Source organism: Streptomyces sp. NPDC037083 (assembly GCF_055606485.1).
Window position 1 is genome coordinate 336,753 of sequence record NZ_JBVJSQ010000008.1, and the last position, 25,799, is coordinate 362,551.

At 69.0% G+C, this 25,799-nt stretch carries 24 protein-coding genes; 12 read left to right on the top strand and 12 right to left on the bottom strand.

Going from position 1 to position 25,799, the window contains the following annotated elements; all coding sequences use genetic code 11:
- Window positions 1-261: 261 nt before the first annotated feature.
- The 7 genes from ACZ7DE_RS23310 to ACZ7DE_RS23340 all read right to left on the bottom strand — a co-directional run bounded on the left by ACZ7DE_RS23310 (window position 262) and on the right by ACZ7DE_RS23340 (window position 7,485).
- Window positions 262-594 carry a putative quinol monooxygenase gene (locus ACZ7DE_RS23310; RefSeq protein WP_470764130.1) on the bottom strand — a complete coding sequence of 111 codons (333 nt, stop codon included), beginning with the start codon at window positions 592-594 and terminating at the stop codon, window positions 262-264.
- Between the two features lie 276 nt (window positions 595-870).
- Window positions 871-1,950, bottom strand: coding sequence for an ABC transporter ATP-binding protein (locus ACZ7DE_RS23315; protein WP_470764132.1), 1,080 nt, complete (start codon window positions 1,948-1,950; stop codon window positions 871-873).
- 1 nt (window position 1,951) lies between these two features.
- Window positions 1,952-3,040, bottom strand: coding sequence for an ABC transporter ATP-binding protein (locus ACZ7DE_RS23320; RefSeq protein ID WP_470764134.1), 1,089 nt, complete (start codon window positions 3,038-3,040; stop codon window positions 1,952-1,954).
- Complete coding sequence (locus ACZ7DE_RS23325) at window positions 3,037-3,882, bottom strand: carbohydrate ABC transporter permease (protein WP_470764137.1); 846 nt, start codon at window positions 3,880-3,882, stop codon at window positions 3,037-3,039. Before ACZ7DE_RS23325 ends, ACZ7DE_RS23320 begins: the two co-directional genes overlap by 4 nt.
- Complete coding sequence (locus tag ACZ7DE_RS23330; RefSeq protein WP_470764139.1) at window positions 3,879-4,757, bottom strand: carbohydrate ABC transporter permease; 879 nt, start codon at window positions 4,755-4,757, stop codon at window positions 3,879-3,881. Before ACZ7DE_RS23330 ends, ACZ7DE_RS23325 begins: the two co-directional genes overlap by 4 nt.
- Before the next feature lie 82 nt (window positions 4,758-4,839).
- On the bottom strand, window positions 4,840-6,441 hold the full coding sequence (locus tag ACZ7DE_RS23335; RefSeq protein ID WP_470764142.1) for an extracellular solute-binding protein: 1,602 nt from the start codon (window positions 6,439-6,441) through the stop codon (window positions 4,840-4,842).
- 18 nt (window positions 6,442-6,459) lie between these two features.
- On the bottom strand, window positions 6,460-7,485 hold the full coding sequence (locus tag ACZ7DE_RS23340; protein ID WP_470764144.1) for an NAD(P)-dependent alcohol dehydrogenase: 1,026 nt from the start codon (window positions 7,483-7,485) through the stop codon (window positions 6,460-6,462).
- Window positions 7,486-7,667: 182 nt separating this feature from the next.
- Between ACZ7DE_RS23340 and ACZ7DE_RS23345 the strand changes: the two genes are divergently transcribed.
- Together ACZ7DE_RS23345 and ACZ7DE_RS23350 are read left to right on the top strand one after the other, a co-directional pair.
- On the top strand, window positions 7,668-9,452 hold the full coding sequence (locus ACZ7DE_RS23345) for a sigma-54-dependent Fis family transcriptional regulator (RefSeq protein ID WP_470764146.1): 1,785 nt from the start codon (window positions 7,668-7,670) through the stop codon (window positions 9,450-9,452).
- 298 nt (window positions 9,453-9,750) lie between these two features.
- Window positions 9,751-10,185 carry a hypothetical protein gene (locus ACZ7DE_RS23350; protein ID WP_470764148.1) on the top strand — a complete coding sequence of 145 codons (435 nt, stop codon included), beginning with the start codon at window positions 9,751-9,753 and terminating at the stop codon, window positions 10,183-10,185.
- Here the strand turns inward: ACZ7DE_RS23350 and ACZ7DE_RS23355 are convergent.
- From ACZ7DE_RS23355 to ACZ7DE_RS23365, 3 genes are all read right to left on the bottom strand, one after another.
- Window positions 10,166-10,507: a peptidoglycan-binding domain-containing protein gene (locus ACZ7DE_RS23355; RefSeq protein WP_470764150.1), complete on the bottom strand. Its 342-nt coding sequence runs from the start codon at window positions 10,505-10,507 to the stop codon at window positions 10,166-10,168. The two genes, ACZ7DE_RS23350 and ACZ7DE_RS23355, sit on opposite strands and share 20 nt — an antisense overlap.
- Before the next feature lie 851 nt (window positions 10,508-11,358).
- The gene (locus ACZ7DE_RS23360; protein ID WP_470764255.1) at window positions 11,359-11,628 is read right to left on the bottom strand and encodes a hypothetical protein; all 270 of its coding nucleotides are present in this window, start codon (window positions 11,626-11,628) and stop codon (window positions 11,359-11,361) included.
- Between the two features lie 186 nt (window positions 11,629-11,814).
- The gene (locus ACZ7DE_RS23365; RefSeq protein ID WP_470764152.1) at window positions 11,815-12,450 is read right to left on the bottom strand and encodes an alpha/beta fold hydrolase; all 636 of its coding nucleotides are present in this window, start codon (window positions 12,448-12,450) and stop codon (window positions 11,815-11,817) included.
- Between the two features lie 464 nt (window positions 12,451-12,914).
- On the opposite strand from ACZ7DE_RS23365, the gene ACZ7DE_RS23370 reads away from it, so the two are divergent.
- The 3 genes from ACZ7DE_RS23370 to ACZ7DE_RS23380 all read left to right on the top strand — a co-directional run bounded on the left by ACZ7DE_RS23370 (window position 12,915) and on the right by ACZ7DE_RS23380 (window position 15,718).
- A complete protein-coding gene (locus ACZ7DE_RS23370) occupies window positions 12,915-14,114 on the top strand; it encodes an acetyl-CoA C-acyltransferase (protein ID WP_470764154.1) in 1,200 nt (399 codons plus the stop codon).
- Between the two features lie 93 nt (window positions 14,115-14,207).
- Window positions 14,208-14,834, top strand: coding sequence for an HAD family hydrolase (locus ACZ7DE_RS23375; protein ID WP_470764156.1), 627 nt, complete (start codon window positions 14,208-14,210; stop codon window positions 14,832-14,834).
- Between the two features lie 191 nt (window positions 14,835-15,025).
- On the top strand, window positions 15,026-15,718 hold the full coding sequence (locus ACZ7DE_RS23380) for a TetR/AcrR family transcriptional regulator (protein WP_470764158.1): 693 nt from the start codon (window positions 15,026-15,028) through the stop codon (window positions 15,716-15,718).
- 553 nt (window positions 15,719-16,271) lie between these two features.
- Here ACZ7DE_RS23380 and ACZ7DE_RS23385 read toward each other — a convergent pair.
- Together ACZ7DE_RS23385 and ACZ7DE_RS23390 are read right to left on the bottom strand one after the other, a co-directional pair.
- Complete coding sequence (locus ACZ7DE_RS23385; RefSeq protein WP_470764160.1) at window positions 16,272-16,871, bottom strand: TetR/AcrR family transcriptional regulator; 600 nt, start codon at window positions 16,869-16,871, stop codon at window positions 16,272-16,274.
- Window positions 16,872-16,933: 62 nt separating this feature from the next.
- Entirely contained in the window at window positions 16,934-18,229 is a 1,296-nt protein-coding gene (locus ACZ7DE_RS23390) for a PucR family transcriptional regulator (protein WP_470764162.1), read from the bottom strand.
- Between the two features lie 187 nt (window positions 18,230-18,416).
- Here ACZ7DE_RS23390 and ACZ7DE_RS23395 point away from each other — a divergent pair, with 187 nt between their 5' ends.
- The 7 genes from ACZ7DE_RS23395 to ACZ7DE_RS23425 all read left to right on the top strand — a co-directional run bounded on the left by ACZ7DE_RS23395 (window position 18,417) and on the right by ACZ7DE_RS23425 (window position 25,779).
- Complete coding sequence (locus ACZ7DE_RS23395; RefSeq protein WP_470764164.1) at window positions 18,417-19,175, top strand: ABC transporter ATP-binding protein; 759 nt, start codon at window positions 18,417-18,419, stop codon at window positions 19,173-19,175.
- Window positions 19,172-19,978 (top strand): ABC transporter ATP-binding protein, encoded by an 807-nt coding sequence (locus ACZ7DE_RS23400; protein WP_470764166.1) that lies wholly within the window; start codon window positions 19,172-19,174, stop codon window positions 19,976-19,978. The genes ACZ7DE_RS23395 and ACZ7DE_RS23400 overlap by 4 nt, the downstream gene beginning before the upstream one ends.
- The gene (locus ACZ7DE_RS23405; RefSeq protein WP_470764168.1) at window positions 19,975-20,865 is read left to right on the top strand and encodes a branched-chain amino acid ABC transporter permease; all 891 of its coding nucleotides are present in this window, start codon (window positions 19,975-19,977) and stop codon (window positions 20,863-20,865) included. The genes ACZ7DE_RS23400 and ACZ7DE_RS23405 overlap by 4 nt, the downstream gene beginning before the upstream one ends.
- Window positions 20,862-22,010 carry a branched-chain amino acid ABC transporter permease gene (locus ACZ7DE_RS23410; protein ID WP_470764170.1) on the top strand — a complete coding sequence of 383 codons (1,149 nt, stop codon included), beginning with the start codon at window positions 20,862-20,864 and terminating at the stop codon, window positions 22,008-22,010. The genes ACZ7DE_RS23405 and ACZ7DE_RS23410 overlap by 4 nt, the downstream gene beginning before the upstream one ends.
- Window positions 22,011-22,013: 3 nt before the next feature.
- On the top strand, window positions 22,014-23,291 hold the full coding sequence (locus ACZ7DE_RS23415; protein WP_470764172.1) for an ABC transporter substrate-binding protein: 1,278 nt from the start codon (window positions 22,014-22,016) through the stop codon (window positions 23,289-23,291).
- Window positions 23,292-23,668: 377 nt separating this feature from the next.
- Complete coding sequence (locus ACZ7DE_RS23420; RefSeq protein WP_470764174.1) at window positions 23,669-24,166, top strand: DUF485 domain-containing protein; 498 nt, start codon at window positions 23,669-23,671, stop codon at window positions 24,164-24,166.
- A complete protein-coding gene (locus ACZ7DE_RS23425; RefSeq protein ID WP_470764176.1) occupies window positions 24,163-25,779 on the top strand; it encodes a sodium/solute symporter in 1,617 nt (538 codons plus the stop codon). The genes ACZ7DE_RS23420 and ACZ7DE_RS23425 overlap by 4 nt, the downstream gene beginning before the upstream one ends.
- Window positions 25,780-25,799 lie beyond the last annotated feature (20 nt).

Consider the following 25,799-nt stretch of genomic DNA (forward strand, 5'->3'; position numbering starts at 1 on the left):
TCACACGTCGTTGACCAGCTGAAATGGTCAACGCCAGGGCGGGGTGCGGGTCGCTGGCCCGCCTATGGTCCGGGCCCCGAACCGCCGGCCTTCGTACGGAAGGACCCTCGGGTCCGGCGATGGGAGGCTCCGGCTGGGCCGTCGCAGTGGGGTCGGGGTGTCACCCTCGGGGTACGGCGGTTCGGTGCCGACCACGCGGCGTCACATACAGACATCTGGCGCTGACCGGGCGAGGACAGGTACGGCGGGACGGACAGAGACCTACTCCTGTCCGGGAACCGCCATCTCCCCGAGGAGCGACCAGTCGTCCTGCGGAACGATCGCGTTCACGATGCGCGGCGTCTCGAGCAGATGGGGCGGCAGCGTCTGCCGCGCAGCCTTGAAGTGCCCGGACTGCACATGCGTGACCCCGGCCTCTTCGTCGCGGAAGGCCTCGACCAGGACGTACTCCGTCGGCTCCTCCACGCTGCGCGACCAGGAGAACCACAGGCAGCCGGGCTCGGCGCGCGTGGCTCGGGTGAAGTCGGCGGTGATCTCGGGCCAACGGTCGGCGTGCTCGGGACGGACTCGGAACTTGGCGGTGATGAAGATCATGGGATTCCCTTCGCTGATGTCTGTGCGTCCTGTGTCAAACAGGCATTGCGTACGGCGTCGGCGGGGACGACGAGGCGATCCACGGGCAAGCGGGGCTTTGCTTGCTTTCCGGCCGCGCCATCAGGACTCATGGCGACACGATCGTACGAGCTCGGCTTGCCGTCGCCGGTTTACGGACCCCCCGACACCTGAGCGTCGCGGCATTCCGCCGCACGGCCCGCGGCCCCCAACGCGCTGCGGTCGGGCGGGCAGGGGCGCGGGCATGCCCGACGGTCGTTACGACCGGAGCGCCAACCGACCGTCCGTGTACGGAAGGACCTTGGCGCGCGGCAGGTGCACGAGGACCTCCTCGCCGACCGGAACTCCCTCCTCCCGCGGCGTCTTGGCCCTGACGAGTTGCCCGGCGACTTCCACCTCGAGCACGCGCTGTGCGCCGTGGTCGCTGACCCCCCGCAGTCGGCCGGGGAAGGTGTTGAGGCCGGGGTCCGTGACGACCCTGACGTATTCGGGCCGGACGCCGACCTGGACGTCGGCCGTGCTGTGGGGGATGTCCCAGGCGACGGACAGCGTCCGGCCGCCCAGCTCGAAGGGCCCGTCGTTACGGTCGAGGGCAAGGAAGTTCATCGCCGGTGAGCCGATGAAGTAGCCGACGTAGGTGGAGGAGGGCGCCTCGAAGAGCTGCTCCGGGGTGCCCTGCTGCACGGCGCGGCCATCCTTCATGACCAGCAATTCCTGCGCGAAGCTCATCGCCTCGTACTGGTCGTGGGTCACGTAGATCACCGTGGGCTGGAACTGTTCGGTGATCTCACGGATCTTGCGCCGCAATGAGTGCTTCAGCTGTGGGTCGATGACGGTCAGCGGCTCGTCCATCAGGACGGCCGCCACGTCGTCACGGACCAGGCCGCGGCCGAGCGAGATCAGCTGCTTGTCGTCGGCGGTGAGGCCGCGGGCGGGTTGGCGCAGCCGATCGTGCAGGTCCAGGGCCTCGGCGACCTGCTGCACCTTGGCGGCGATCCTCGCCTTGTCCCAGCGCCGGCACTGCAGCGGGAAGGCGAGGTTCTCGTAGACCGTCATCGACCTGTAGATGACGGGGAACTGGAAGACCTGGGCGATGTTGCGCGCCTTGGTGGGCAGGGCGGTGACGTCGACGCCGTCGAACAGCACCTGTCCCCGGGATGGTCTGACCAGGCCGGACAGGATGTTCAGCAGCGTCGTCTTGCCGCAGCCCGAGGGCCCGACCAGTGCATAGGTCTTGCCGGACTCAAAGGTCAGTTTCAGCGGCTTGAGAGCCCACTGCTCCTCCTCGGCACCCGGCGTGTACGTGTGTCCGACGTCGACGATGTCCAACTGCGCCATATCAGCGCCCTTCCACTGAAGCGAGATCGTATGAAGGTGTTCGCACGAGCGTCCCCTGCTCGTCGAAGGCGAACAGCCGGTCGGGACGGAGCCGAAGTCTGACCAGGTCGCCGAGGGCGACGTCGTGGATGCCCTCGATCTGTACGACGAAGGGGGCCTCGCCGACGACCACATGGACGAAGGTCTCGGAGCCGGAGATCTCGACGAAGGTGACCTCGGCCTCGACCCCACTGGGAGCCAGGCTGACGTCGGTGGCGCGCAGGCCGAACTGGTAGGCACCGTCGGGCAGGTCGGCCAGGTGCGCGGAGACGTGCGTGGCCTGGAAGCCGGTCACCATGACCTGGCCTCCCTCGGTCCGGCCCGCGAAGATGTTCATGGGCGGGTCGTTGATGATGGACGCCACCGCGGTGGTCGCCGGATGTTCGAAGACCTCCTGCGGGGTGCCGGTCTGGAGGATCCGTCCCTCGTGCATGACCAGGACCACGTCCCCGAGCATCATGGCCTCGGCGGGTTCGGTGGTCGTGTAGATGACGATCGTGTCGCCCTGGTCCGAGAAGAGGGCCTTGAACTCGTCGCGCAGCTGTTCGCGCAACTTGTAGTCCAGGTTCGCCAACGGTTCGTCGAGCAGGAGGATGCCGGTACTGCGGGCCAGGGCGCGAGCCATCGCGACGCGCTGCTGCTGCCCGCCGGAGAGTTGGGAGGGCTTGCGCTTCTCGAAGTCCGCAAGCCCCACGCTCGCCAGGCTCTGCCGGACCCGTCGCTGGACCTCGTTCCGTGACAGCCCGGCTCGCTTCAACGGGAAGGCCACGTTGTCGAACACGTTGAGATGCGGGTAGTTGATGAACTGCTGGTAGACCATGGCGGTGTCGCGCCGCCACACCGGCGTCCTCAGGAAGTCGGCTCCCGCCCGGGTCAGCGAGCCGGAGTCCACTTTCTGCAGGCCGGCCAGGGCCCGCAGCAGTGTCGTCTTCCCGGCCATCGTCCGGCCGATGACGGTGTGGAGCCGTCCCGGCTGGAAGGTGGCGGTCACGTTCTTGAGGTGGTCGACGCCGTCGACGGTCAGGCACAGATCAGTGGCGCTGAAATTCATCGGACCGCTCCCGACAGGTTCCCCTTGGACAGTAGGCGCTCCACCCAGAGGGCGAGCAGGATCAGCGGTGCCACGCCGAAGAGCGCGGCGGCGGACAGCGTCCACCACGGTGGGATGGAGGAGTTGAGGGCGACGACCGCCTGGGGCAGGGTCTGGACCTCGGTGAAGGTCAGCCGGAAGGCGAAGAAGAAGTCGTTCCAGCCGAACACGGCGCAGAACATCGCCGCCACGGTCAGCCCGGGCAGGGAGTTCGGCAGGATCGCCCGTACGAAGGTCTGGAACGGGGGGCAGCCGTCCAGCATCGCCATCTCGTCGATCTCCCGAGGGATGCCGTTGAAGAAGTCCACCATCACCCAGACCGCGATCGGCAGCAGCAGTGCGACCGTCACGATGACCAGGCCCGGGATGCTGTCCAGGAGGCCACCCCACTGCAGGAGGTAGAAGAAGGGGATCACCAGGACGACGGGCGGCATGATCCGCTGGGAGACGAAGAAGAAGACGATGTCGCTGTTCTTGATGAAGCCCAGCTTGAACCGGTACCGGGACAGCGCGTAGGCGGCCACGGATCCCAGGGCCAGGCTGATGGCGGACGCGGCGATGGTGATGATGGCGCTGTTGATGAAGGGATCGATCACATCGATACCGCCGGCTCCGCCGAAGATGTTGCGCCAGCCGGTGAGAGTGGGCTGGTACTGCACCCATGGGATGTAGGTGGGACCGCCCTGGACGGCGTTGGCGTTCTTGAAGCTGGTCGTCATCGCCCAGAAGAACGGTCCCGCGACGAAGCAGGCCCACAAGGCGATCACGGTGTACTTGAATACGGGATAAAGGCGCGACCTCATGAGTCCCCCTTCAGCTTGAAGGCCCTGGTGAGCAGGGCGGCGACAACGGTGAGCGTGACGATCATCAGGACGAGGTAGGTCAGGGACATCGCCCCGCCGTAGCCGGTCTGCTGATCGCGGAGTCCCTGGATGTAGAGGTAGTAGCCCGGGGTCTCGGTGGAGGACCCCGGCCCACCGGACGTCAATACGTAGACGCTGTCGGACAGCTTGGACGCCTCGATCAGCCGGATGATGACCGCCGCGACCGAGACCGGCGCCATCAGCGGGAAGGTCACCTTCCAGAAGGTGCGCCAAGTGCCGGCGCCGTCGATCGCGGCGGCCATGAACGGTTCCTTGGGAAGGCTGAGCAGGCCGGCCAGGAGCAACAGGAACATGAAGGGGGTCCACTGCCAGACCTCGACGGTCATCAGCGCGACCATCGCCGGACCGGACTCGGTGAGCCAGGGAATTCTCGTCAGGCCCAGCATCCCCAGCAGATCGTTCGCGGGTCCCAGTGACTCGTGGAAGATCGTCTGCCAGATGGCGGCCATCACCACCGGAGTGGTCATCATGGGGACGAGAAAGAGCACCCGCCAGAATCTGCGGCCGCGTACCTCGCGCCAGACCAGCAGGGCCATACCGAACCCGATGGCGTACTGGATCAGGACGGTGCCGCCCGCCAGCACGATCAGCCGGATGATGGAGGCCCAGAAGCGGCTGTCGTGCAGCATCGCGGTGTAGTTGGCGCCTCCGATGAAGTCCATCGCAGGGTTGCTGACGTTCCAGCCGGAGAAGCTGACGCGGATGGTGAACAGAAGCGGGAAGACGATGATCAGAAAGAGCGTGAGCAGTCCCGGCAGCAGGAACATGCTCTTGTGCCGGCGCAGGCCGTCCATGGTTCTCCTTGCGGAAGGGGGCGGGCGCCCCCGGATGGCCGGTCGGTCCGGTCCGGTCACCCGGGGGTGTCCTGCGGTCGGATCAGGAGTAGTCCTCGAGCGCGACCACGTTGCGATAGGCGCTTCGGACCTTGTCCTTGCCGATCTGGTCGGTGATCTTGGACCATTCCTCGGCGACGTCGTCCAGTGCCTGCTGCGGGGAGCTCTGTCCCGCCAGAGCCGCGGCGACACCGTTGGCCAGCGCGGACATGTACTGGTTGACACCGGGAACGCGCAGGTCGAAGACGCGGTTGGTGCTCTTCTCCATGCCGGCGAGCGTGCGCACGTACGACTCGGCGACGTCCTTGTCCCAGCCCTGCTTCTCCCAGAACGCCGGGTCGAAGTGGGTGAAGCGGTAGGGGTTGACACCGAATCGGCCGATGGTCAGGTCGAGGGCGGTGTTGGCCTCGTTGCTGAAGAAGCAGAGGTAGTCGAAGGCCATCTGCTGGTGGCGCGAGGCCTCGGCCACCGCTGAGGTCCATCCCCAGGTGAAGTACGGAGCCTGGTTCGTCTTCTTGTCCCACGACTTCGTCGTGCGGTTGTAGACCTCCGTGGAGCCCGGCAGCGGCGCCGCCTGGACCTTGTTGCGGATCCTGCTGTCCGGCTGCTGGGCCTGGATGAAGGCGTCGTCCCAGGAGTAGGACATCAGGGTCTGGCCGCCTCCGAAGGAGAAGATCTCGTCTCCCAGGCCGAAGTTGGCGCCGCCGGGCGCCCAGGTCGACCTGGCCCTCACCATGTCGTCCAGCGCGCGGACGAAGCCCGGCGTGTTGATCAGCGGCTTCATGGTCTTGAGGTCGAAGAAGACGCCGCCCTTGACCTCAGGGTTCTTCACGTACGGCGCCGCACGGCTGATGAACGCGGAGAAGGTCAGGTCGTCGCGCTTGGTCACCTCGGCACTGCCGTAGTTGGCCTTGTCATCGCCGTCGAGGTCCTTGCCACTGAAGAACTTGGCGATCTCCTGGTACTCGGCCCACGTCCTCGGGACCTGCAGTTCCTTACCCGTTGCCTTCTTGTACTCCGCCTGCCGCTCGGGGTCCTTCAGTACATCGGTGCGGACCTTGAGGTAGTGGCGGTCACCGTCCACCGGGTACTGCACGACCTTGCCGTTCCAGGTCGCCACGTCCATGTAGGCCGTGGTGACGTCCTTCATGCCGGGGCTGTCCAGGTACGTCTCCGGTACCGGGGCCAGATACGGGGCCATGTCACCGATCCACAGGGACGGGTAGAACATGACGTCGTACGCCGGCTGGCCCGCCTGGAGGGGCGTGAGGATCTTCTGGTGCAGCTCGCCGAAGGGGACGTTGACCACCTGGACCTTCCCGCCGGTGATGTCCTCGAACTGCTTGGCGTGCAGCTGGGTCGGCTCGCCGATGACGGGAACGGCGTGGCTGATGATCTTCAGCGTCTGTCCGGAGTAGTCCTTGCGGCTGATCGAGTCGTAGCTGCAGGGTCCGGGAACGTCCCTGGCCTTCGTGGCCGGGTAGTCCTTGCCGTACTTCTGGTAGCTGATCTCCGAGCCGGGCTTGAAGAGTCCGGCTTTCTCCTTGGGCTTTTGCTGTGCCTCGTTCTGGGCGGTGCACGCGGTGGCGGTCAGGGCCGCGACGGCGGCGACGGCGACCAGGGCCTTGTACGGTCTGCTGCGCATGGGGCTTCTCCTGCGGTGTCAGGGGATCAAGATCGCTCGGCCGCGTACGGCCCCGGTGTCCAGGTCGTCGAGGGCCTGCCGGAAGGAGGCGAGGGGGTATCGCTGGGTGTGCAGGGTGACCTTGTCCTGGGCCGCCAGGACCATCAGCTCGGAGAGGTCGTTGTAGGACCCCACGAGGTTGCCGATGAAGTTGATCTCCGTGGAGATGACGTCGATCGTCGGCACGTGGAGGTGGCCGCCGTAGCCGATGACGTAGTAGTTGCCGTTGCGGCGCAGGCAGGCCATGCCCGTCTCGACAGCGCCCCCCTCGCCGACGAAGTCCAGGACGGCCTCCGCCCCGTGACCGCCGGTGAGGTCCCGTACGCGGTCGGCTTCGCTTCCGTCCGCGACGAGGGTGTGGTCGGCGCCCAGTTCCTTGGCCAGAGCCAGGGCCTCCGGGCTGCGGTCGATGACGGTCATCTCCACCGGCGACAGGGCCCGCAGCACCTGAATTCCGATATGCCCGAGTCCGCCGGCGCCGATGACCACGGCCTTGTCGCCGGGCCGCAGCACCCGGGCCGCCTTGGCGACGGCGTGGTACGCCGTGAGCCCGGCGTCGGCCAGGGCCGCCACCGAGGCCGGTTCCAGGGACGGGGCGAGGGGCACGACAGAGCGGGCGCTGGTCTTGAGGTACTCGGCGTAGCCCCCGTCGGCGTCGATCCCGGGGAAGGCCGAGTTCATGCAGTGCACGTCGTCGCCGGCCCGGCAGGCGCGGCACAGACCGCAGGTCACCAGCGGGTGCAGGATGACCGGGTCACCGACCTTGACGTTGGTGACGGCTTGCCCGACCTCCGCGACCCAGCCGGCGTTCTCGTGGCCGATCGTGTACGGGAGGGCGACCCCGCTCTTCTCCTTCCACTGTCCTTCGAGGATGTGCAGATCGGTCCGGCAGACTCCGGCGCCCCCGATCTTCACGATCACATCCAGCGGACCGGTGATCTGCGGGTCCGGCACGTCCACGAGCACGGGCGGCTCGTCGTACTCGATGACCTGCACGGCTTTCATAGCGGCTCCCTGCGAGTCGGCGGGTGGGTGGTGCGCCGATTACACAGGCCGCCGCTCGCAGGTCGATGTCTCAGAATCCGTCCGCGAATGTCTCAATGTGATACACGCCGTAGGTGTCACACCGTCGAACTGGTCCAATCACTGCACCGAGGGATTGTGACGCGCGCAGTACGGGAGTGTTAATGCCCCGCCAACAGCCCGGAAGCTCACTGAGAGCAGCCAAAGAGCTCTACCTGGAAGTCACCAAGGATCCAATCGCCCGGCCGCTCGTGGTGGCCTCATGGCATCGCTCGATGGAATACGAGGTGATGCCGGGCAGCCTCGACGCTCCGTACCTGGACAATCCCAATCTGGACAGCCACCTCGCCAGGGCGGCGCTGCCGATCCTGGACAGGCTGCACGAGCAACTCGCCGACGACCCCGTCTCCACGATGGTCACAGACCGCAACGGCGTGGTCCTCTCCCGGAAGGTCTCCCACGAGGGGCTGACGACGAACCTCAACCGCGTGCACCTGGCACCGGGCCATGTGTTCGCCGAGCGCTACGTGGGCACCAACGGCATCGGGACCGCGCTGGCCAGCGGCCGCCCGGTCATGATCGCCGGAATGGAGCACTACGTCGAGGCGCTGCGGGACTTCCGCTGCGCGGCCGTACCGATCCTGCATCCCACCCGGCGCACCCTGCTGGGAGCCTTCAACCTCACCACCATCCGTCAGGGCTCCGACGGCATGCTGATGGCCTTCGCCCGCTCGGTCGCGGCCCAGATCGAGGCCGAGATCGCTGCGATCACCTCGCGGCGCGAGCGGGCTCTTTTCCAGGACTACATGGAGGCGTGCTCCTCGGCGCGACCGGGACCCGTGCTGGCCCTCAACCGTGATGTCGTCATGATGAACGAGCAGCTCAGTGCCGCCGTGGCCGGGCCGGATCACCATGCGCTGCTCGACCACGCCCGTGAGATCGCCGGCCATCCCCGGCTGGAGGGGACCCGTAGCATCGCCCTGCCGTCGGGACGGGTCGCCGAACTCAGGGTCAGTCGCTGTCGGCGCGAAGACCGTGACGCGGGCGCCGTCTTCCGTGTCCGGCTGATCGGACGGCCCCAGCCCACAGATGCGGTTTCCGCCGCGCCCGCCCGCTCCGACCTGGGACTGGTGGGCTCGTCCCCGCAATGGCTGCGGGCGGTCGCCGACAGCGAAACAGCGTTCGTCGCCGGGACATGGCTCAATCTCCTGGGCGAAGCCGGCGTCGGCAAGAGGACGCTGGTCGAGGCCCTGCACCGGGCCCACGGCGCCGGACGTCGGCTGGAGCTGACGCAAGCGCCGCTGTCGGATGCACCGGCTGTCACCGAGCGCTGGCTGCACGACATCGGAGAGCTGCTTGGCGTGCCGTCCAACGTGCTCGTCCTGAGCGACGTCCACCTGCTCGGCGACCGGCTGCGGCAGCGGCTGGCGAACCTGCTGGTGCGGCTGGACGGCAGCGCGCCCGGGCAACTGGTCATGACCGGCCAGCCGTCGATGGTCGGAGCCGGCGACCAGCTCGACCAACTCTGTGGCGCCTCGGTGGAAGTGCCTCCCCTTCGTCACCGCTATGGGGACACCGAGCACCTGGCGCGGTTCTTCCTGCGCAAGTACCGGCCGAGCGGCGAGAACAGGCTCTCTCCGGATGCGCTGACCATGCTGCAGCGATGCCCCTGGCCGGAGAACGTCCGGCAGTTGGAGTCGGTGATCCGGGGCCTGGCGCGGCGGCCTTCGGGCCGGATGATCCAAGTGGAGGACCTGCCGCCGGAATGCCGGGTGTCGTCGAACAAGGTCCTCACCACCATCGAGGCGCTGGAACGTGATGCCATTCTGCGTGGGTTGGTGAACCGCAACTCCAACGTCCAGCGCACCGCGCAGGACCTCGGGATCTCCCGCGCCACGATGTACCGCAAGATGCGTCGCTACGGGATCGTCCCGTCAAGCCTGACGTGACGGGCCGTTCCGGCACGCAGGCCGTGGCGTGCGGGCGCCTGCTCGGCGGTCGCCGCTCGGGCGGCCACAGCGCATGAACGAGGACAGTGGCCCCAGCCCCTGTGGCGTGGATGGCCAGGCGGATCCATCGTGGGACCGTGCGGGTGGTGGCTGCCAGGCCGTGTCACCGCGCCCGGCGGCCTGCAGGCCCTGACTGAGTTCAACTCGTCACATGGCAAACACCGGTCTCCACCGAGCAGTGCGGGCCGCGTCCGTCCGGGCCTTCCGACGGGAAGATCCCGGCAGCCGGGTCCTGGGGGTGGCCGAGACGGTCGTGGACGTCACCGAACGCCACCGGACCCGACGTCGCCCGGCGCTCCTCGACCAGGCCGGCGCCCGCATCGGATCGACGCTGGACGTGCGACGGAGGGCCTGCGAACTCGCCGATGTGATGGTCCCCCACCTGGCCGACAACGTATGGGTGGACCGGTCGCAACCCGTGACGCGCGGCGAGGAGCCGGCACAGGTGCCGGCGGGGCCCGTCGCAGGTGGCAGCGCCGTGGCCCAGCAGCCCGACCTGGCGCACCCGGAAGGGGAGCCGGTGAGTTCGTACCCGACACACCACAGGCCATCCGCAAGCCACGGCATGGTGGCTCAGCTGGAAGAGCCGAAGTTCCGTCGTCCTGCCACGATGGGCGCCGAAGCGATCCCAGGGCCCGGCCTTCCGTCGCCGGCTATGTGGTCCGCAGCATGAGGGCAAGACGAGTGTTGTCGCCGTAGACCCCGCTCTCATCGCCGTTGACCCCGTACCGCTTCTGAAACAGGGTCACTGCCGCTCGGACCCCCGTGTCGTAGCGGCCATCGATCGGGCCACCGTCGTAGATGTTCGGTATCTGCAGGAGACGTACCTGCAACTCGTAGACCCCATGGCCGTTGTCTCCTTCGCGTAGGACGCCCGTGCCCGGGATCTCGGGGAGCGGCGGATCCGGCGTGCCGGGCTGCGAGCGGTTCGCCTGCCCTGGAGTCCGGGGAGCGGGGTCCTTCGGCGCGGGAGTCACCGGCAGTGGGGTTTCCATGTGCCCGGGAGGCGAAGAGGAGGTCTCGGCGTTGTGGTCGATCAGCAGCCAAGAGGCGAGGACCAATCCGCTGGCCGCGCCCAGCCCCAGGATTCCGGTGACTTGCAGGTTCCTGCGGCTGGTGGCTCGCCGCCGTCTGCCACTGGTCTTCCTTCCCTGTGCGCTGACAGATGGCGCAGATCCCTTGGAGAGCGCGGTGGCGAGCGGGACAGCCGGACAGAGGGGGACGTCCGACCAAGCGGTGCCCGGCCGGGGGCTCCCGCTCCGCCCGTTCTCTTGCCAGGGAGCCGGAGTGGGAAAGGACACGGTCGGTGCGACAGCCTCCGGGTCCGGTCCACTGGCCGTCGATGGCCTTCCCGTCGACGGCGGCGGGACGGCCGCCCGCCCTGTGGGCAACCCTGGTGTCTCCGCCACGACAGTCTGCGGAGTGTCGGCCTGGCGCGGGCCGCCAGTCGGCAGCGGTTCAGCGGCAGTTGGCCGGTGAGGTCCGGGACGCTCGGGTTGCGTGCCTGACGACACACGTCTGACCGGCAGTGCCCGGCGGGGTGCGGAGGAAGCCGGGGTCGAGGAGGGGGACGGGGTCGGCTTGGGAAAGCGGACATCCCCGGTCGGGGGAGTGTGCCGGCTCTGGGGTTGAGACGAGCCCTCGGTGTGTTCCTGCTGCTCTTCGCGCAGGAGGTCGGAGCGTGCGGCATCCAAAGCGTCCAGCACGGCTTGGAAGGAGTCCCTGATGTCATGCGCGATGTCAGGGCCTGAGGCGGGAGTTCGCTCAGGGCCGGCTTCGTTGCGATCCACTGGGTCCTCCTCGGCTTGTCTTGTTTCTGACGGGCCATCTCGTTCGTCAGCGGCGGTCAGGGACCAGGTGTCGGGTTCTGATCACTGCGAGGGCCTCTGCGCAGGCCGCCCCGGTGGCGGGATTCCCTGCTTCTTCTCCGGGAGGCAATACGTGGGCCACGCGGCTTTGTCTTCATCCCGCGGCCGGTATGTAACCCACGCCTCATGCAAAGCCCGGGGGCCGCGTAGCGGAACAGGTGCCAGGTGCCGCCCAGCGCGCCAGGCGTCTCCAGAAGCGCGTAGCTGCGTCGCGGGTGCTCGCTTTGCAGGTAGTGGGCCGCCCCCATGCCGGAGATGCCGGCGCCGACGATCAGCACATCGATGTGCTCGGTACCCGGCGTGCCTCGGAGACGGACATGAGACGGGTCCGACAGCGACGGCGAACCGTCCACGCCGCCACATCCGCCAAACGCCCAGCCCGCCGGACACGGGCCGGCACGTCCTGGGCGTCGGGGACGGCGTTCGTCGGCGGCTCAGCGTTTCGGGCACCTCCTCGAGGACCCGGTGACTGACGTCATGGAGGGCCTCGAACCGGTACTGCCCGTTGACCCACCGCCCGGTCTCCTGTGCGGCGGCCGGGCCGAACGCGCTTCCTCGGTGCTCCAGACGTACAGCGTGGGCACGTCGACGGCGCCGATCGCGCCGTCGGGGCGGACGGCCCGGCACCAGTTCAGCGCGGCGGTGAGAGCACCGGGCTGGGACAGGTGACACACGTAGGCCTCGGCACTGTCCTGTGGGACCCTTCCGGCGTAGAGATCGCGGAGCACTTGGGCGTCGTGGGCGAGCATGCGCTCTTCGGCCGCGGGTGATTCGCGCCAGTCGATCATGTCGTGCGAGCGTTCGCGCTGATCCTGGTCGGTGCGCGGGGTGGTGGCCGGAGCGCCCGGGTACGGGGTCGAGACAGCCGTCAGGGTGCGTACGCGGCCGGGGTGGGTGTGAGCGGTCCACCAGGCCACCGCGCCTCCCCAGCCATGGCCGACCAGGTCGGACATCGCCCAGCCCTGTTCCTCGGTGATCGCGACCGCGTCGTCGACGAGAAGGCTGATGCGACAGTCCTCGGGCCGCTGGGCGCGGGCGCCGGGGGAGTGCCCACGCTGGTCAGGCGCCACCACCGGTAGCCGTGCGCGGCCAATGCCGCGACCTGGCGTTGCCACACCATCCCCATCTGCGGGAGGCCGTACAGCAGCACCGGGCGGCCTTGGGGCGGAGCCGCCGTGATCGCGTCGCGCACGCCTCACCCGTGGAGAGGCTCAGCCGGGTCACGCTCCGCCCCGTTCATACCGACTGGTCGGTAGCCTTGAGGTGGCGAGGGCGGCTGTCAAGAGCTGCTTGCTGTTGAACATGACGCCGAATTCAACTATAACGAACGGGCGGCCGACTCCCTGTCACTGCTGCGGCCATGACTCAAGTGATCGGTTCGCATGAGGAGGCGGTCATTGAGCCCTCTCCGCAACACGGTTGGCGTGCGGTACCTCCTACCGGCAATCGGGCCCGGCTCACGGCGCCCGCGATACCGGCCCCGACGCTCCCGGACCAACCCGACCAACCGGACCAACAGGAACAGTGAGGCGACATGAGGGAAGCAGTCATCGTTTCGACGGCGCGAACGCCGATCGGCAAGGCTTACCGCGGCGCGTTCAACGACACCCAGGCGCAGGAGCTTGCCGCCCATGCCCTTTCGCACGCGGTGCGTCGCGCCGGGCTCGAGGGAGGCGAGGTCGAGGATGTGGTCTTCGGCTGCGCCGTGCAGCAGGGGTCCTCGGGTTTCAATGTCGCGCGTCAGGCTGCTCTGCGTGCCGGACTTCCGGACGTCGTGTCGGGGATGACGATCGACCGGCAGTGCTCGTCGGGCCTGATGGCCATTGCGACGGCCGCCAAACAGATTGTCACGGACGGCATGCAGGTCGCTGTCGGCGGCGGTGTCGAGTCGATCTCCCTGGTGCAGAACGACCACATGAACACCCATCGCATGGCGGATCCCTGGCTGGTCGAGCAGAAGCCGGGCATCTACATGCCGATGTTGCAGACGGCGGAGATCGTCGCCGAACGCTACGGCGTGAGCCGGGAACGTCAGGACGAGTTCGCGCTGGTGTCACAGCAGCGCACCGCGGCGGCGCAGGAGGCCGGCCGGTTCGACCGGGAGATCGTCGCGCTCACCAGCACCAAGAAGGTTCTCGACAAGGAGTCCGGGGAGTTGCGGGACGAGGAGGTCACCCTGGCCCGGGACGAGGGCAACCGTGCGTCGACGACTCTCGACGGCCTGGCCGGGTTGGCGCCGGTGCTGCCCGACGGTCAGGTGAGCGCCCATTCCAGCGTGACGGCGGGCAATTCCTCGCAGCTGTCGGACGGGGCTTCGGCATCGGTGCTGATGGAGTCGGGGGAGGCCGAGCGCCGCGGGCTGGAACCGCTGGGCGTCTACCGGGGTATGGCCGTTGCCGGATGCGGGCCGGACGAGATGGGCATCGGTCCGGTGTTCGCCATTCCGAAACTGCTGAAGCAGCACAACCTCACCATCGACGACATCGGCCTGTGGGAACTCAACGAGGCGTTCGCTTCCCAGGCGTTGTACTGCCGGGACGAACTGCACATCGATCCGGAGCGGTTCAACGTCGACGGCGGAGCCATCGCGGTCGGTCATCCGTACGGAATGACCGGTGCCCGACTGGTGGGGCATGCCCTCATCGAGGGGAAGCGCAGGGGTGTCCGGTATGTGGTGATCTCGATGTGTGTCGGCGGAGGAATGGGTGCGGCCGGACTGTTCGAGGTCGCCTGAGGTCTCCCTCCCTGCTGGAGAACGTGACTGCCGTCGCATGGCACGGCAGCAGGCCGACCGTGAGAGAGAGGCGTGGATACCGTGTCGAAAGTGGTGGCAAAGTCCCGAACCGCGGTCCTGGTGGACTTCGGAGGGGTCATCACCTCCAGTGTGCTGCAGGCTTTCACCGCCTTCGGCGCCTCGCTCGGCGGCGACCCGCGACTGCCGCTGGACCTCCTCAGCCGGGACCAGCCGTCACGCACCCTCCTGGCCGACCACGAGTGCGGCCGTATCGACGCCGAGGACTTCGAGCGAGGATTCGCCGAACGCCTCCGCGTCCACGGCGCAGACGTACCGGCCGAAGGGCTCACGGCCCGGATGCAAGCGGGAATGTCGATCGACCAGGACATGCTCGCGCTGCTCGGTGATCTTCGAGCCGTCGGCCATCCCGTCGCGCTCGTGTCCAATTCGTTCGGTACCGGAACCTACGACGGCGTCGACCTCGCCGCCGTCGCCGATGTGGTCGTCATCTCCGCCGAGGTCGGGATCCGCAAGCCCTCCCGGCGGATCTTCGCGATCGCATGTGAACGTCTCGGCATCGACCCCGAGGCGGCAGTCATGATCGACGATCTGCAGCAGAACCTCGACGGAGCGGCACGGATCGGAATCGGGGGAGTTCTGCACACCAGCGCCGCCGACACTCGCCGCCAACTCGCCGAACACTTCGGGATCACCGCCTGACCGCTTACCGCGAAGGCGGGACCCGCGCCGCCGCCCGCTCACATCCCGGGAGGCGTGCCGGCCACGCCCAGCGTGTCGATCCTGTGTGCCGCCACGCGGCCGTCACTCCCGACATGCCGTCGTGCTGCGCGGCGCCGGGGATCAGTCCGTCGTTTGTGACTGTGGCGTCGGATTCAAGTACCGTTTCCGGGATGGACACCACTGCGCCCGAGGAGAGCGACGGCGAGAGCGTACCGCCCGTGGCGCCCCTCTCGAACCTTCGCGAGCCGCCTACGACGAAGCGCGGAGCGCGGACCCGGGCCGCGTTGGTGAAGGCCGCGCGGCAGGTGTTCGAACGGGACGGCTACCTCGACACGCGCCTGACCGACATCACCAAGGAAGCTCAGTGCGCGGCGGGCTCCTTTTACACCTACTTCGCCAACAAGGAGGAGGTGCTCGCCGCCGTCCTCCTGGAGGCGCAGGAGGACATGATGCACCCCGGAATGGGCCGGGTGCAGGGTACCGACGATCCCTATGCGGTACTCGAGGCGAGCAACCGCGCGTATCTCGAGGCGTACAAACGGAATGCGAAGCTGATGGCCCTGCTTGAGCAGGTCGCGCAAGTGGAGCCGGAGTTCCGTGAGTTCCGCAGCCGGCGCGCTGACGCGTTCATCCGCCGCAACGCCCGCGGCATCGCCGACCTGCAGGCGCGGGGTGTCGCGGACCGTGCGGTCGATCCGGTGATGGCCTCCCGTGCCCTGTCGGGCATGGTCAGCGTCATGGCCTACAACGCCTTCGTGGGCGGCGAACGGCAGGAAGAAGGTGCACCGGTGGACTTCGAGGAGCTCGTGTCCACGGTCACCCGCCTCTGGGCGAACGCCCTGCGGTTCCCCAGCCACCGCTGACCCGGCAGCCGGGACCGCCTGCCTCTTCGCACCCGGTATCGCCGGGTGCTTCTCTTTCCTCGCCTCCCCTTTTCCCGTCCTCTCCGCGGAGGGGTGGACGGCCTTCTCTGCGCGGTGCCGTGCCCCGGCTTCGCACGCCCCGCCACGGAGAGGGTTCGCTGTGAGACGGTGCACAAAGAGTGGCCGTCGTCACCGGTGGTGGCGGGACCCGGGCGCCGTCACCCGGCCGGCGAGCCCGCCTCCGGCGCCGGCTCCCGGTCCAAATCGGCAGAGCGCCGGTCGCACGGCTCGCTCGACGGTGATCGACGGCGGTCGGCTCCTCGGGGACGCGCTCCCGTTCAGGCAGGCAGCCGGCACCGGGGTTCAGCGTGGGCCTCGTCGCGGGCACCGCCGTCTCGTCCCAAGGGTGTCGGGCCGACCGAGGATCCCGACCGAGGCCGAGGCGTACACCTGTGGCCGCTGTTGCCCTGACGCAGCACTCGGCGCGGGTGTCCGGGAGTGAGGCGTCGTCGGGCTGTGGCCGGTCCTGTCGCCCCGGCCCGGCGCCGGGCGTTCAGCCGGGGGGTGCCGACAGATGGATCAGGATGCCGCATACCTCGTCCACGATCTCCCGGGCTTCCGTCTCGTCCCCGCAGTCGCCCAGCTCGCGCGCCGCCCCTCCGATGACGGTGGTCAGCACGCTCACCCGGACCCGGCCGGCGCGTCGCCGCTCGTCGATCTCCAGGAGCCGGGCATTGCGCCGCACCCATGCGCGGTCCCACTGACGGCGCAGCGCGTCGAAACCCGCGGGGCCATCGTCTTCCACGAGGAGTTTGCCGAGCCTCCGGTGGTCCCAGGCGCCCTCCAGGTAGGCCCTGGCTCCCGCCACGAAGAGGGCGACGGGGTCGTCCACGCCACGGTTGCGCTCGGCGGTCAGCGTGGTCGCGGTCCGACGCTCCTGTTCCTCCCGGAACTCCTCCCACAGGGCGAGGTACAGCCCTCGCTTTCCGCCGTAGTGCTGAAAGAGGCTGCCCACCGGGATGCCGCAGCGCGTGGCGATCTCGGTGAGACCGGCGTCGGCGTAACCGCGCTCGGTGAACACCCCCAGCGCGGCGTCAAGCAGAGTGCGCCGGAGAGTTCCGTCCTGCCCGGCCTGTTCCTCAGGCAGGCCCACGCTCCCCTGCCCACCCGGCAGCTGACGTGTTGCCCCGGCCCCGGCAGACTCCACCATGCCGCTCACTCGCATTCCCCACCTTCATCGGCCCCGTCGCGGATGGCGAGGGCGACCAGTAGTTCCAGGAGGTCGGCGATCCGGCGCGGATTGCGGCCGGTGCGTTCCTCGATCCGGCGCAACCGGTAGTGCGCCGTGTTGTGGTGCACTTGCAAGCGGTCGGCGGCCAGCCGCAGGTTGAGGTCCGCCTCCGCGAAGGCCCGTATGGTGGCGGCCAGCGTGTCGCCACGTCTGCGGTCCTCCTCCAGCATCGACCGCACCCGGGGATCGACCAGCTGGCGCGCGAGGTCGTCGGCGCGCAACGCCAGGTAGTCGAACGGGGACAGCCGGGGCAGCGCTGCCACCCCGCCCCCGCTCGGCACCAGGTCGAGGGCGGCCCGGGCCTCCTGGTAGGCACGCGGAAGTTCACCTGCGCCCCGGGCGACCGTACTGATCCCCATGGAGAGCATGGTCCCGGCCCGCGCGAGCCGCCGCTGCACGGTCTCGAAGTGGGCGCAGATGTCCTCTGCGTCCATGCCGGCCCGGACCACGGGAACGGCCACCACCTCGCCGTGGCGCACGACGACCAGCGTTCTGCCGGCCCAGGGCCCGGCGACGCTGATCGACGCGCTGGCGGCATACCCGTTCTCGGCCGAGGTCGGGTCGCCGGTGCGGGTGTCGCCGACGCACACCGCCACGACCGCCATCATCGGCGAGCGCGGTCCGACGCCGTACGCCTGAGCCGCGGCCATCAGCGGACCGCGCGTGGGTGCCACCCCGGCCAGAAGCTGGTCGAGGAGATCCCGGCGCTCCCGGTCCGCGTCCGCCACCACGTGCTGCTGGTACTCGACGTAGGCCTGCGCGGCATGGGTGCTGGCGTAGTCGACGTACCGCATCAGCGGGGTGACGAGGGACAGCGCGGCCTGCTGGGCCTCGGCGGACGTGCCCGCGCAGTCCAGCAGCGCGTCCCACAGCACCTGCCGGCCGACCCGGAAGGCACTGATCCAGTCCTCCAGGGCGAACCCCGCGCGTGCTCGGCGCATCGCTGCCGCGCGGCTGAAGACCAGGTCCTCGGGGGCCATGTCGCGATCGCCGGCCAAGGCCGCCAACTGCATCCGGTAGTGCTCGAGCACCTGGTCCCGTACGTCGCCGAAGAACCGTTCGTCCTGCAGCGCGTACGACGGGATCTCCGTGCGCATCACCTCGACGGCGGTCTCCGCCACCTCCTCGACCCGGTCGTGGACGGCGTGCAGGATCCGCCGCCGCTCCAGGCGGAGCGGTTCGGAGAGTCGGGGAGTGCCCAGTGCAGGACCGCGAGGCATGGGCCGATCGTCGCTGCCCTCCTCGTGCTTCGTCAACAGGCTCAGCGCGAGACATCCCCCGGCACCTGTGCGCGGCGCACAGTGCGGCGACCGAGAAGTTGGGTGCTCACACCCAATGTGCGCCTGCAACGCCCCCACCTACTGTGACGCTCGCCCACCCCCCAGCACCTCGGAAGGGGCGTCACTCATGCTCGCGGTCGAAGGCATCACCGTGCGCTTCGGCGGGATCACGGCATTGGACGGTGTCACTTTCACCGTCGAGCCGGGCACCGCCGTAGGGCTCATAGGGCCGAACGGAGCCGGCAAGACCACCTTGTTCAACTGCCTCACCAGGCGCTGCACCGCCGACGGCGGAGACGTGCGGTTCGAGGACGAGGACCTCCTGGCTCTCCCTCCGCACGCCGTGGCCGGGCGTGGCATCGCCCGTACCTTCCAGAATCTGGGTTTGTTCCCGCAGCTCTCGGTCCGGGAGAACGTCATGATCGGCGCCCACAGCCGGGGGCGCACCGGACACCTCGCCGCGGCGCTCCGGCCGCCCCGCGTCCGGCGGGAGGAGAGGGCGCTCCGTGACCTGGCGGACGACCTGCTACGGCGGCTCGGCCTGGCGGACGTCGCCGACCACCCCGCCTCCGCACTGCCGTTCGGCACGCTCAAACGCGTCGAACTCGCCCGGGCGCTCGCGGTACGGCCCCGGTTGCTGTTGCTCGACGAACCCGTCAACGGGCTCAGCCACGGCGAGGTCGATGAATTCGCGGATCTGGTCCGCTCGGTGCGCCAGGAGTTCGACCTCACACTCGTAGTGGTCGAACATCACATGGCCTTCGTGATGGGCCTGTGCGACAAGGTGATCTGCCTCGACTTCGGCTGCAAGATCGCCGAGGGCTCGCCGGAGGAGATCCAGCGCGACCCGGCGGTCGTCGAGGCCTACCTGGGGGTGGCCGCATGAGCGAGCCCACCACCGACAGCACCGAGGCCGCGGCGGGTGCGGAGCGGAACTTCCTGAAGGTTGCCGACCTGCACGCCGGATACGGCCAGGCCCGCGTGCTCCAGGGCCTCGACTTCTCCGTCGCGCGCGGCGAGGTGTGCGCGATCCTCGGACCCAACGGCGCGGGTAAGACCACGACGCTGCGGGCGCTGTGCGGCATGGTCCGCGGCCGAGGCTCGGTCACCTTGGACGGCACGGAACTGCTGGGCCGCTCGCCCGAGCAGGCCGCCAGGCTCGGCGTGGCACATGTACCCGAGGGCCGGGGCACCTTCAACGACCTGACCGTCGAGGAGAACCTGCGCATCGGCGCTTATCTGCGCACCGGCCCCCGGCGGCGGGGCCGCGCCGAGCGTGCGGCCGTGGCGGCCGACCTGGAACGGATCCACGACTACTTCCCCAGACTGCGCCAGCGGTCGAGTCAGGCCGCCGGCAGCCTCAGCGGTGGGGAGCAGCAGATGCTCGCGATCGGCAGGGCGCTGATGCTGCGACCCTCTCTGCTGCTTTTGGACGAGCCGTCCCTGGGGCTCGCACCGCTGGTCACCCGCGAGCTGTTCGAGATCGTCCGTGCCGTCAACGAGGAGGAACGCACCACCGTGGTCGTCGTCGAGCAGAACGCCCAGCTCGCGCTGGACATCGCGCACCGGGCTCACGTACTGGAGGCCGGCCGCCTGGTGCTGTCCGGGCCGGCCGCGCAGATCCGCGAGGACGGGCAGGTCGCCGAGGTGTACCTCGGTGTCTCCGTCCACTCCCGGAAAGCCGGGTGAGCGCCGTGACCGAGCTGCTCCAACAAGTGGTGGAGGGCCTGGGCTCCGGCGCTGTGTACGCCGGCCTGGCGCTGGCCCTGGTGCTGATCCACCGGTTCACCGGGATCGTCAACTTCGCACAGGGCGAGCTGGCCATGCTCTCGACGTACGTCGCCTGGCAGCTGGTGGCGTCCGGGATGCCGTACTGGCTGGCGCTGCCGGTCACTCTCGCGGTGTCCTTCGCCGGCGGCATGCTGCTCGAACGGATGGTCATCCGCCCCGTTCAGGGCGCGCCCGAGCTGACGGTGGTCATCGTCACGGTCGGCCTGTTCATCTTCGTCAACGCGCTGGCCGGCCTGATCTGGTCGTTCACCGTGAAGGACTTCCCGCAGCCCTTCCCCGAAGGAGGACTCGACCTGACCGGTGTGCGTATGGACTGGTCGACACTCGGGATCATCGGTGTGGTGGCCGTCGTGATGGGCCTGCTGTATCTGCTCTTCCAGCACACCTCCATCGGTCTGGTGATGCGGGCGGTCGCCTGCAATCCGGCCTCCGCCCGGCTGTCGGGCATCCGGGTGGGCCGGGTGCTGATGCTCGGCTGGGGCCTGGCCGCGACGGTCGGCGCGGTGTCGGGCGTCCTCGTCGCCCCGGTGCTGTTCCTGGAGCCCAACATGATGGGCGGGGTGCTGATCTACGCGTTCGCCGCAGCCACCCTCGGGGGCTTCGACAGCCCGGTCGGTGCGGTCGTCGGCGGCCTGTTCGTGGGCGTCGCCGAGACGCTGACCGGGGCGTACGTGGACGTGATCGGCGCCGATCTGAAGGTGGGGGTGCCCCTGGCGATCATTCTGGCGGTACTGCTGGTACGGCCCCAGGGCCTGTTCGGACGGGCGGCGGTGGAACGCGCATGAGCACGGTCACCACAGCACTCGGCACGGGCCGCGCCCGGCGGCTGCGGGCCCCGCTCACCGTGCTGGTCGCGGCGGCGGTCGCCCTCGGCGCACCGTTCTGCTTCGCCCCCTTCCAGGTCTTCCAGCTGACCATGGTGCTCGTGTACGCCGTGGCGCTGTCCGGCCTGAACCTGCTGACCGGCTTCGGCGGGCAGATCTCGCTCGGGCACGGCGCCTTCTTCGCGGCGGGCGCCTACACGGCGGCGGTCATGCTCGACCGGTACGACACCGGCCACCTGGCCACGCTGCCGGCCGCGGCCGCCGGATGCTTCCTGCTGGGCCTCGGGTTCGGAGTGCCCGCGCTGCGACTGCGCGGGCTGTATCTGGCCCTGGTCACCCTCTCGTTCGCGGTGTTCCTGCCGCCCCTGCTCAAGCGGCTCGAACCGGTGACGGGCGGCTCCATGGGCCTGACGGTGAACAAGCTGCAGTCGCCCGCGTGGAGCGGGCTGGCCGAGGACCAGTGGATGTACTTCGTCGTACTCGCCGTCACCGCGGTGGTCCTCCTGCTCGCCCGCAACCTGCTGCGGTCCAGGGTCGGCCGGGCACTGCTGGCCGTGCGGGACAACGAGAGCGCCGCCGAGGTCATGGGCGTACGGCTGTCGCTGCACAAGACCCTCGCCTTCGCGTGGAGCGCGATGTTCGCGGGTGTCGCCGGCTGTCTCTACACCTGGGTGATCGGCTTTGTCTCGCCCGACTCCTTCAGCTTCGTTCTGTCCATCACCCTGCTGGCCGGCCTGGTGGTCGGGGGCCTCGGCTCGCTGTACGGACCCCTTCTGGGTGCGGCGTTCGTGATGTACGTGCCGAGCGTGTCCCAGGACGTCAGCGAGGCGGCACCGGGCTTGGTGTTCGGCCTGCTGATCATCACGGTGATGTTCGTGGCCCCGACGGGACTGGCCGGTCTGCCGGGCCGTGTCCTCGGCGCAGTCGCCCGTCGCCTGCCCCGCACCACCGCCGCCCTCGACCGGACGTCACCGGCCCCATCCGAGCCCGATGCGGAGCCGAAATCCCGGGCCCTGGCCGGACCGTCCGCGACCCACAGCCCTGCGGACCCCGCAGTTGCCGACGCCGAACCCGTGGGTGCACCGCCCCGTACAGAAAAGGAATGAACCATGCGCAAGACAACCGCTCTGCGGGCGGCCGCGGCAGTGACCGCCGCCCTGCTCACCGCGACCGCCTGCAGCGGCCGGCGAGGGCAGGATGCCCAGGAGACCTCCGCCGACGGCGCGTGCAAGGGCCAGCAGACCACCGGCATCACCGACAAGACCATCAAGCTGGGCGGGATCTACCCGCTGTCGGGACCTGCCTCCGCTTACGGCACGATCAGCAAGGGCGCGGCCGCCTACTTCAGTTATGTCAACGACAAGGGCGGCATGGACGGCCGCAAGGTCGAGTTCGTCGTCCGCGACGACGGATACCAGCCGCCCAAGGCGGTCGAGGAGGCCCGCAGACTCGTCGAGCAGGAAAAGGTCTTCGCGGTGTTCCAGACCCTGGGCACCCCGTCCACGGCAGCCGTGTGGGACTACCTCAACAAGCAGAAGGTGCCGCAGCCCTTCGTCGCCACGGGCGCCTCCGCCTGGGGCATAGGGGACCAGCACCCCTGGACCATCGGTTGGCAGCCCAACTACGTGGCCGAGGCACGTGTGTACGCCAAGTACCTCAAGGACGCGAAGCCCGAGGCCAAGGTCGCGGTCCTCTACCAGAACGACGACTTCGGCAAGGACTTGCTCGGCGGGTTCAAGAAAGCCGTCGCCGGCAGCGGCGTCACGGTGGTCGCCGAGGAGAGCTACGAAGTCACCGACCCTTCCCTGTCGGCACAGATGGCGAGCCTCGCACGCTCCAAGGCGGACGTGCTGCTGGACGTCACCACCCCCAAGTTCGGCAGCCAGGCCCTCGCCGCCGACGCCAAGAACCCCAAGTGGAACCCGCTGCACATCGTGAACAACGTGGCCTCGTCCGCCGCTGTGCTCAAGCCGGTCGGGTTCAAGAACGTCCAAGGCGTGGTCTCGGCCACCTACTTCAAGGACCCCGCCGACCCGCAGTGGGCCGCCGACCCGGAGATGAAGGCGTACAAGGACGCGCTGCACAAGTACGCACCCGACGCCGACCCGGCCAACCAGTTCAACGCCTACGGCTGGGCCGTCGCCTCCAGCCTGCACCAGGCCCTGGACGCAATGAAGTGCCCGACCAGGGAAGGACTGCGGGACGCGGTGCGCAGCCTGAAGGACGTGAAGGTGAACATGCTGCTGCCCGGGGTCACTATGTCCACCGGCCGCGGCGACGCCTTTCCGCTCGAGACGATGCAGCTGATGCAGTTCAAGGGCGAGCGGTGGCAGCTGTTCGGCAAGCCGGTCGACACCCGCAAGGAGTTCGGCCCGGCGGCGAAGTGAGCCGGCGGGGGCGGTCCGCGTCGATGCCCCGACACCTGCGGACCGCCCTCGCCCCGTCACCGGGGCCGGGAACCCTGTGCGCCCGCTCCCGACGTCTGCCGGGCACGGCGGCACCGGACCGGGCCGCCGGCTGCGGAAGAGGCAGTCGCTGCCCGGTCGCCGTGATACGTGCCACGCCCGCTCCGTCCGTCAAGTGCCCATGGTCCGCAGGCCCTCGAGCCGTCGAGCCGTCCCCCGACGCCGCTCACCGGATGCCACGGCGAGCTCAAAACGTGACGCTCCGCGGGTATCCGACATTCCGACCAGTCGGTATCGCACGCCGCCACACCCTTCTCCCCCAGCCCCTACGGAGCTGAGCCGCACCGAAAGGCCACGCGATGACATACCCCGATGACCGGCGGTACCCGCAGCCGGAATGGCAGCAGTCGTGGACCGAGCCGTACGGCCGCGCCCCTCGGTACGCCTCGTACGGGCGGGATCCGGGGCAGGAGCCCTCCCCGTCCGGATACGACGACTCTCCGTACGACCGGTACGGGCAAGCCGCCCCGCAGGAGCCGTACGCGCACGAGAGGCATCGGCACAACGCCGACCTCGCCGCCCTCCGCTCGGCCTACCGCGTCCTGCGCCGGGTCTCGACGTTCACCGCGCTCGGCTCCTTCGTGGTGTATGTGGTGCTGTCCTGCTACGCACGTGGGCTGATGGGGGCCAGGATCACCGGGGAACTGAGCCTGGGAATGGCCCTGGGGATCCTTCAGCTCGTCGTCACCTTCGCGGCGGTCTTCTCGTACGGGCGCAGCGCACGACGCTCGGTGGACCCGTTGGCCCACGCCGTCAGGGATCGGGCGGCCGTCCGGCCCGCGGGGGTGGTGAGATGACCGACTTCGGCTCCGGGTCGCAGGCCATCGTCCTCGTCCTCTTCACCGCCCTGGTCACCGTCACGCTGATGATGTGCGTGATGACGGGACCGGACCGCGACGATCTGACCGACTTCTACACCGGCTACCTCTCGCTCACCCCGTTCAAGAACGGCCTGGCCATCGCGGGCGACTACATCTCCGCGGCCACGGTGCTGAGCACCACCGGCATCATCGCGCTCGCCGGATACGACGGCTATGTCCTCACGGTCAGCACCGCGTTGTCTCTGGTGCTGCTGATGTTCCTGCTGGCCGAACCTCTGCGCAACGCCGGCAGGTTCACCATGGGCGACGTCCTGGCCCGCACCATGCCCGGGCGGGCCGTGCGCATCGCTTCCTGCGTCGTGACGCTTGCGGCGACCCTGCCCTTTCTGGTCGTCCAGCTCTCCGGGGCCGGGTCGCTGCTCACCTTCATCCTGGACATGCCGCACGGGGCGGGCGCCAGGACGGCGTGCATCGTCATCGTCGGCAGCCTGATGATCATTTACGCGGCCCTCGGCGGTATGAGGGGAACCGCGCTCCTGCAGATGATCAAGATCGTCATCCTGCTGGGCACCAGCGTCGTCGTCGCCGCCCTGGTCCTGAACCGCTTCGGCTGGAACCCCGGAGACCTGTTCAGGGCCGCCCAGCACGGCAGCGGCGCGGGCCCCGCCTTCCTTCAGCAGGGCCTTCAGTTGGGCACCACGGCCGCCGACCGGCTGGATTTCGTCGGTCTCCAGATCACCGTGGTCCTCGGTGTGGCCTGCCTGCCCCACATCACCATGCGCCTGTACTCCTCGCAGGACGTGCCGGCCGTGCGTCGCTCCATGTCGTGGGCCGTCGGCACGGTCACCACCTTCTGCCTGCTCGTGATCATCGTGGGTACGGGCGCGGCAGCCCTGCTGGGATCGCGGTCCATCATCGCGGCCGACCCGCACGGCAGGACGTCCGTGCTCATGCTGTCGCAGGTGCTGGGCGGGGCCCCCGCCTCCGCGGGCGCGACGATTCTCTACTCGGCCGTGGCGGGAATGGTGTTCATCACCCTGCTGTCCTCGGTCGCGGGGATGACCTTGGCCGCGGCCTCGTCGCTCGCCCACGACCTGTTCGCCCATGCGGCGCGGCGGGGACAGGCGGAGCCGCGTACGGAGATGACGGTGGCGGCGTGGACGAGCGTGGCCGTGGGAACCGTGGCCATCGGGATCGCCGTCCTGGTCCAGAACTGGGACGTCGGCGTGCTGACCACTCTGGCCGTCTGCATCGGGGCGTCCGCGGTGGCTCCCGCGCTGACCTACTCCCTGTTCTGGAGGGGGTTCACGCGCACCGGCCTGCTCGCCACCCTTTATGGCGGCGCGGCCTGCGCGCTGGTGCTGATGGTCTTTTCCAAGGCCGTTTCGGGCACGCCGTCCGCCGTCTTCCCGAACGCCGACTTCCACTGGTTCCCCCTGCAGTCCACCGGACTGGTCTCCATCCCGTTCGGTTACCTGGTGGGCTGGCTGGGCAGCCGCCTGGACCACCGGCGCCGCGCCGCTGACAGCAGGGAGAGCCGACAGCTGTACGAGGAGAGCGAGGCACGTCTGCTCGCCGCAGCCGAATGACCTAGGTGGCGGGGGCGGAC

Excerpts from the sequence above, each read along its gene's own strand:
- ACZ7DE_RS23410 (WP_470764170.1), top strand. The coding sequence starts at position 20,862 with ATGAGCACGGTCACCACAGCACTCGGCACGGGCCGCGCCCGGCGGCTG.
- ACZ7DE_RS23425 (WP_470764176.1), top strand. The coding sequence starts at position 24,163 with ATGACCGACTTCGGCTCCGGGTCGCAGGCCATCGTCCTCGTCCTCTTC.
- ACZ7DE_RS23360 (WP_470764255.1), bottom strand. The coding sequence starts at position 11,628 with ATGGGGGCGGCCCACTACCTGCAAAGCGAGCACCCGCGACGCAGCTAC.
- ACZ7DE_RS23395 (WP_470764164.1), top strand. The coding sequence starts at position 18,417 with ATGCTCGCGGTCGAAGGCATCACCGTGCGCTTCGGCGGGATCACGGCA.
- ACZ7DE_RS23310 (WP_470764130.1), bottom strand. The coding sequence starts at position 594 with ATGATCTTCATCACCGCCAAGTTCCGAGTCCGTCCCGAGCACGCCGAC.
- ACZ7DE_RS23415 (WP_470764172.1), top strand. The coding sequence starts at position 22,014 with ATGCGCAAGACAACCGCTCTGCGGGCGGCCGCGGCAGTGACCGCCGCC.
- ACZ7DE_RS23345 (WP_470764146.1), top strand. The coding sequence starts at position 7,668 with ATGCCCCGCCAACAGCCCGGAAGCTCACTGAGAGCAGCCAAAGAGCTC.
- ACZ7DE_RS23380 (WP_470764158.1), top strand. The coding sequence starts at position 15,026 with ATGGACACCACTGCGCCCGAGGAGAGCGACGGCGAGAGCGTACCGCCC.
- ACZ7DE_RS23325 (WP_470764137.1), bottom strand. The coding sequence starts at position 3,882 with ATGAGGTCGCGCCTTTATCCCGTATTCAAGTACACCGTGATCGCCTTG.
- ACZ7DE_RS23370 (WP_470764154.1), top strand. The coding sequence starts at position 12,915 with ATGAGGGAAGCAGTCATCGTTTCGACGGCGCGAACGCCGATCGGCAAG.
- ACZ7DE_RS23320 (WP_470764134.1), bottom strand. The coding sequence starts at position 3,040 with ATGAATTTCAGCGCCACTGATCTGTGCCTGACCGTCGACGGCGTCGAC.
- ACZ7DE_RS23330 (WP_470764139.1), bottom strand. The coding sequence starts at position 4,757 with ATGGACGGCCTGCGCCGGCACAAGAGCATGTTCCTGCTGCCGGGACTG.
- ACZ7DE_RS23390 (WP_470764162.1), bottom strand. The coding sequence starts at position 18,229 with ATGCCTCGCGGTCCTGCACTGGGCACTCCCCGACTCTCCGAACCGCTC.
- ACZ7DE_RS23420 (WP_470764174.1), top strand. The coding sequence starts at position 23,669 with ATGACATACCCCGATGACCGGCGGTACCCGCAGCCGGAATGGCAGCAG.
- ACZ7DE_RS23355 (WP_470764150.1), bottom strand. The coding sequence starts at position 10,507 with ATGGAAACCCCACTGCCGGTGACTCCCGCGCCGAAGGACCCCGCTCCC.
- ACZ7DE_RS23315 (WP_470764132.1), bottom strand. The coding sequence starts at position 1,950 with ATGGCGCAGTTGGACATCGTCGACGTCGGACACACGTACACGCCGGGT.
- ACZ7DE_RS23400 (WP_470764166.1), top strand. The coding sequence starts at position 19,172 with ATGAGCGAGCCCACCACCGACAGCACCGAGGCCGCGGCGGGTGCGGAG.
- ACZ7DE_RS23340 (WP_470764144.1), bottom strand. The coding sequence starts at position 7,485 with ATGAAAGCCGTGCAGGTCATCGAGTACGACGAGCCGCCCGTGCTCGTG.
- ACZ7DE_RS23335 (WP_470764142.1), bottom strand. The coding sequence starts at position 6,441 with ATGCGCAGCAGACCGTACAAGGCCCTGGTCGCCGTCGCCGCCGTCGCG.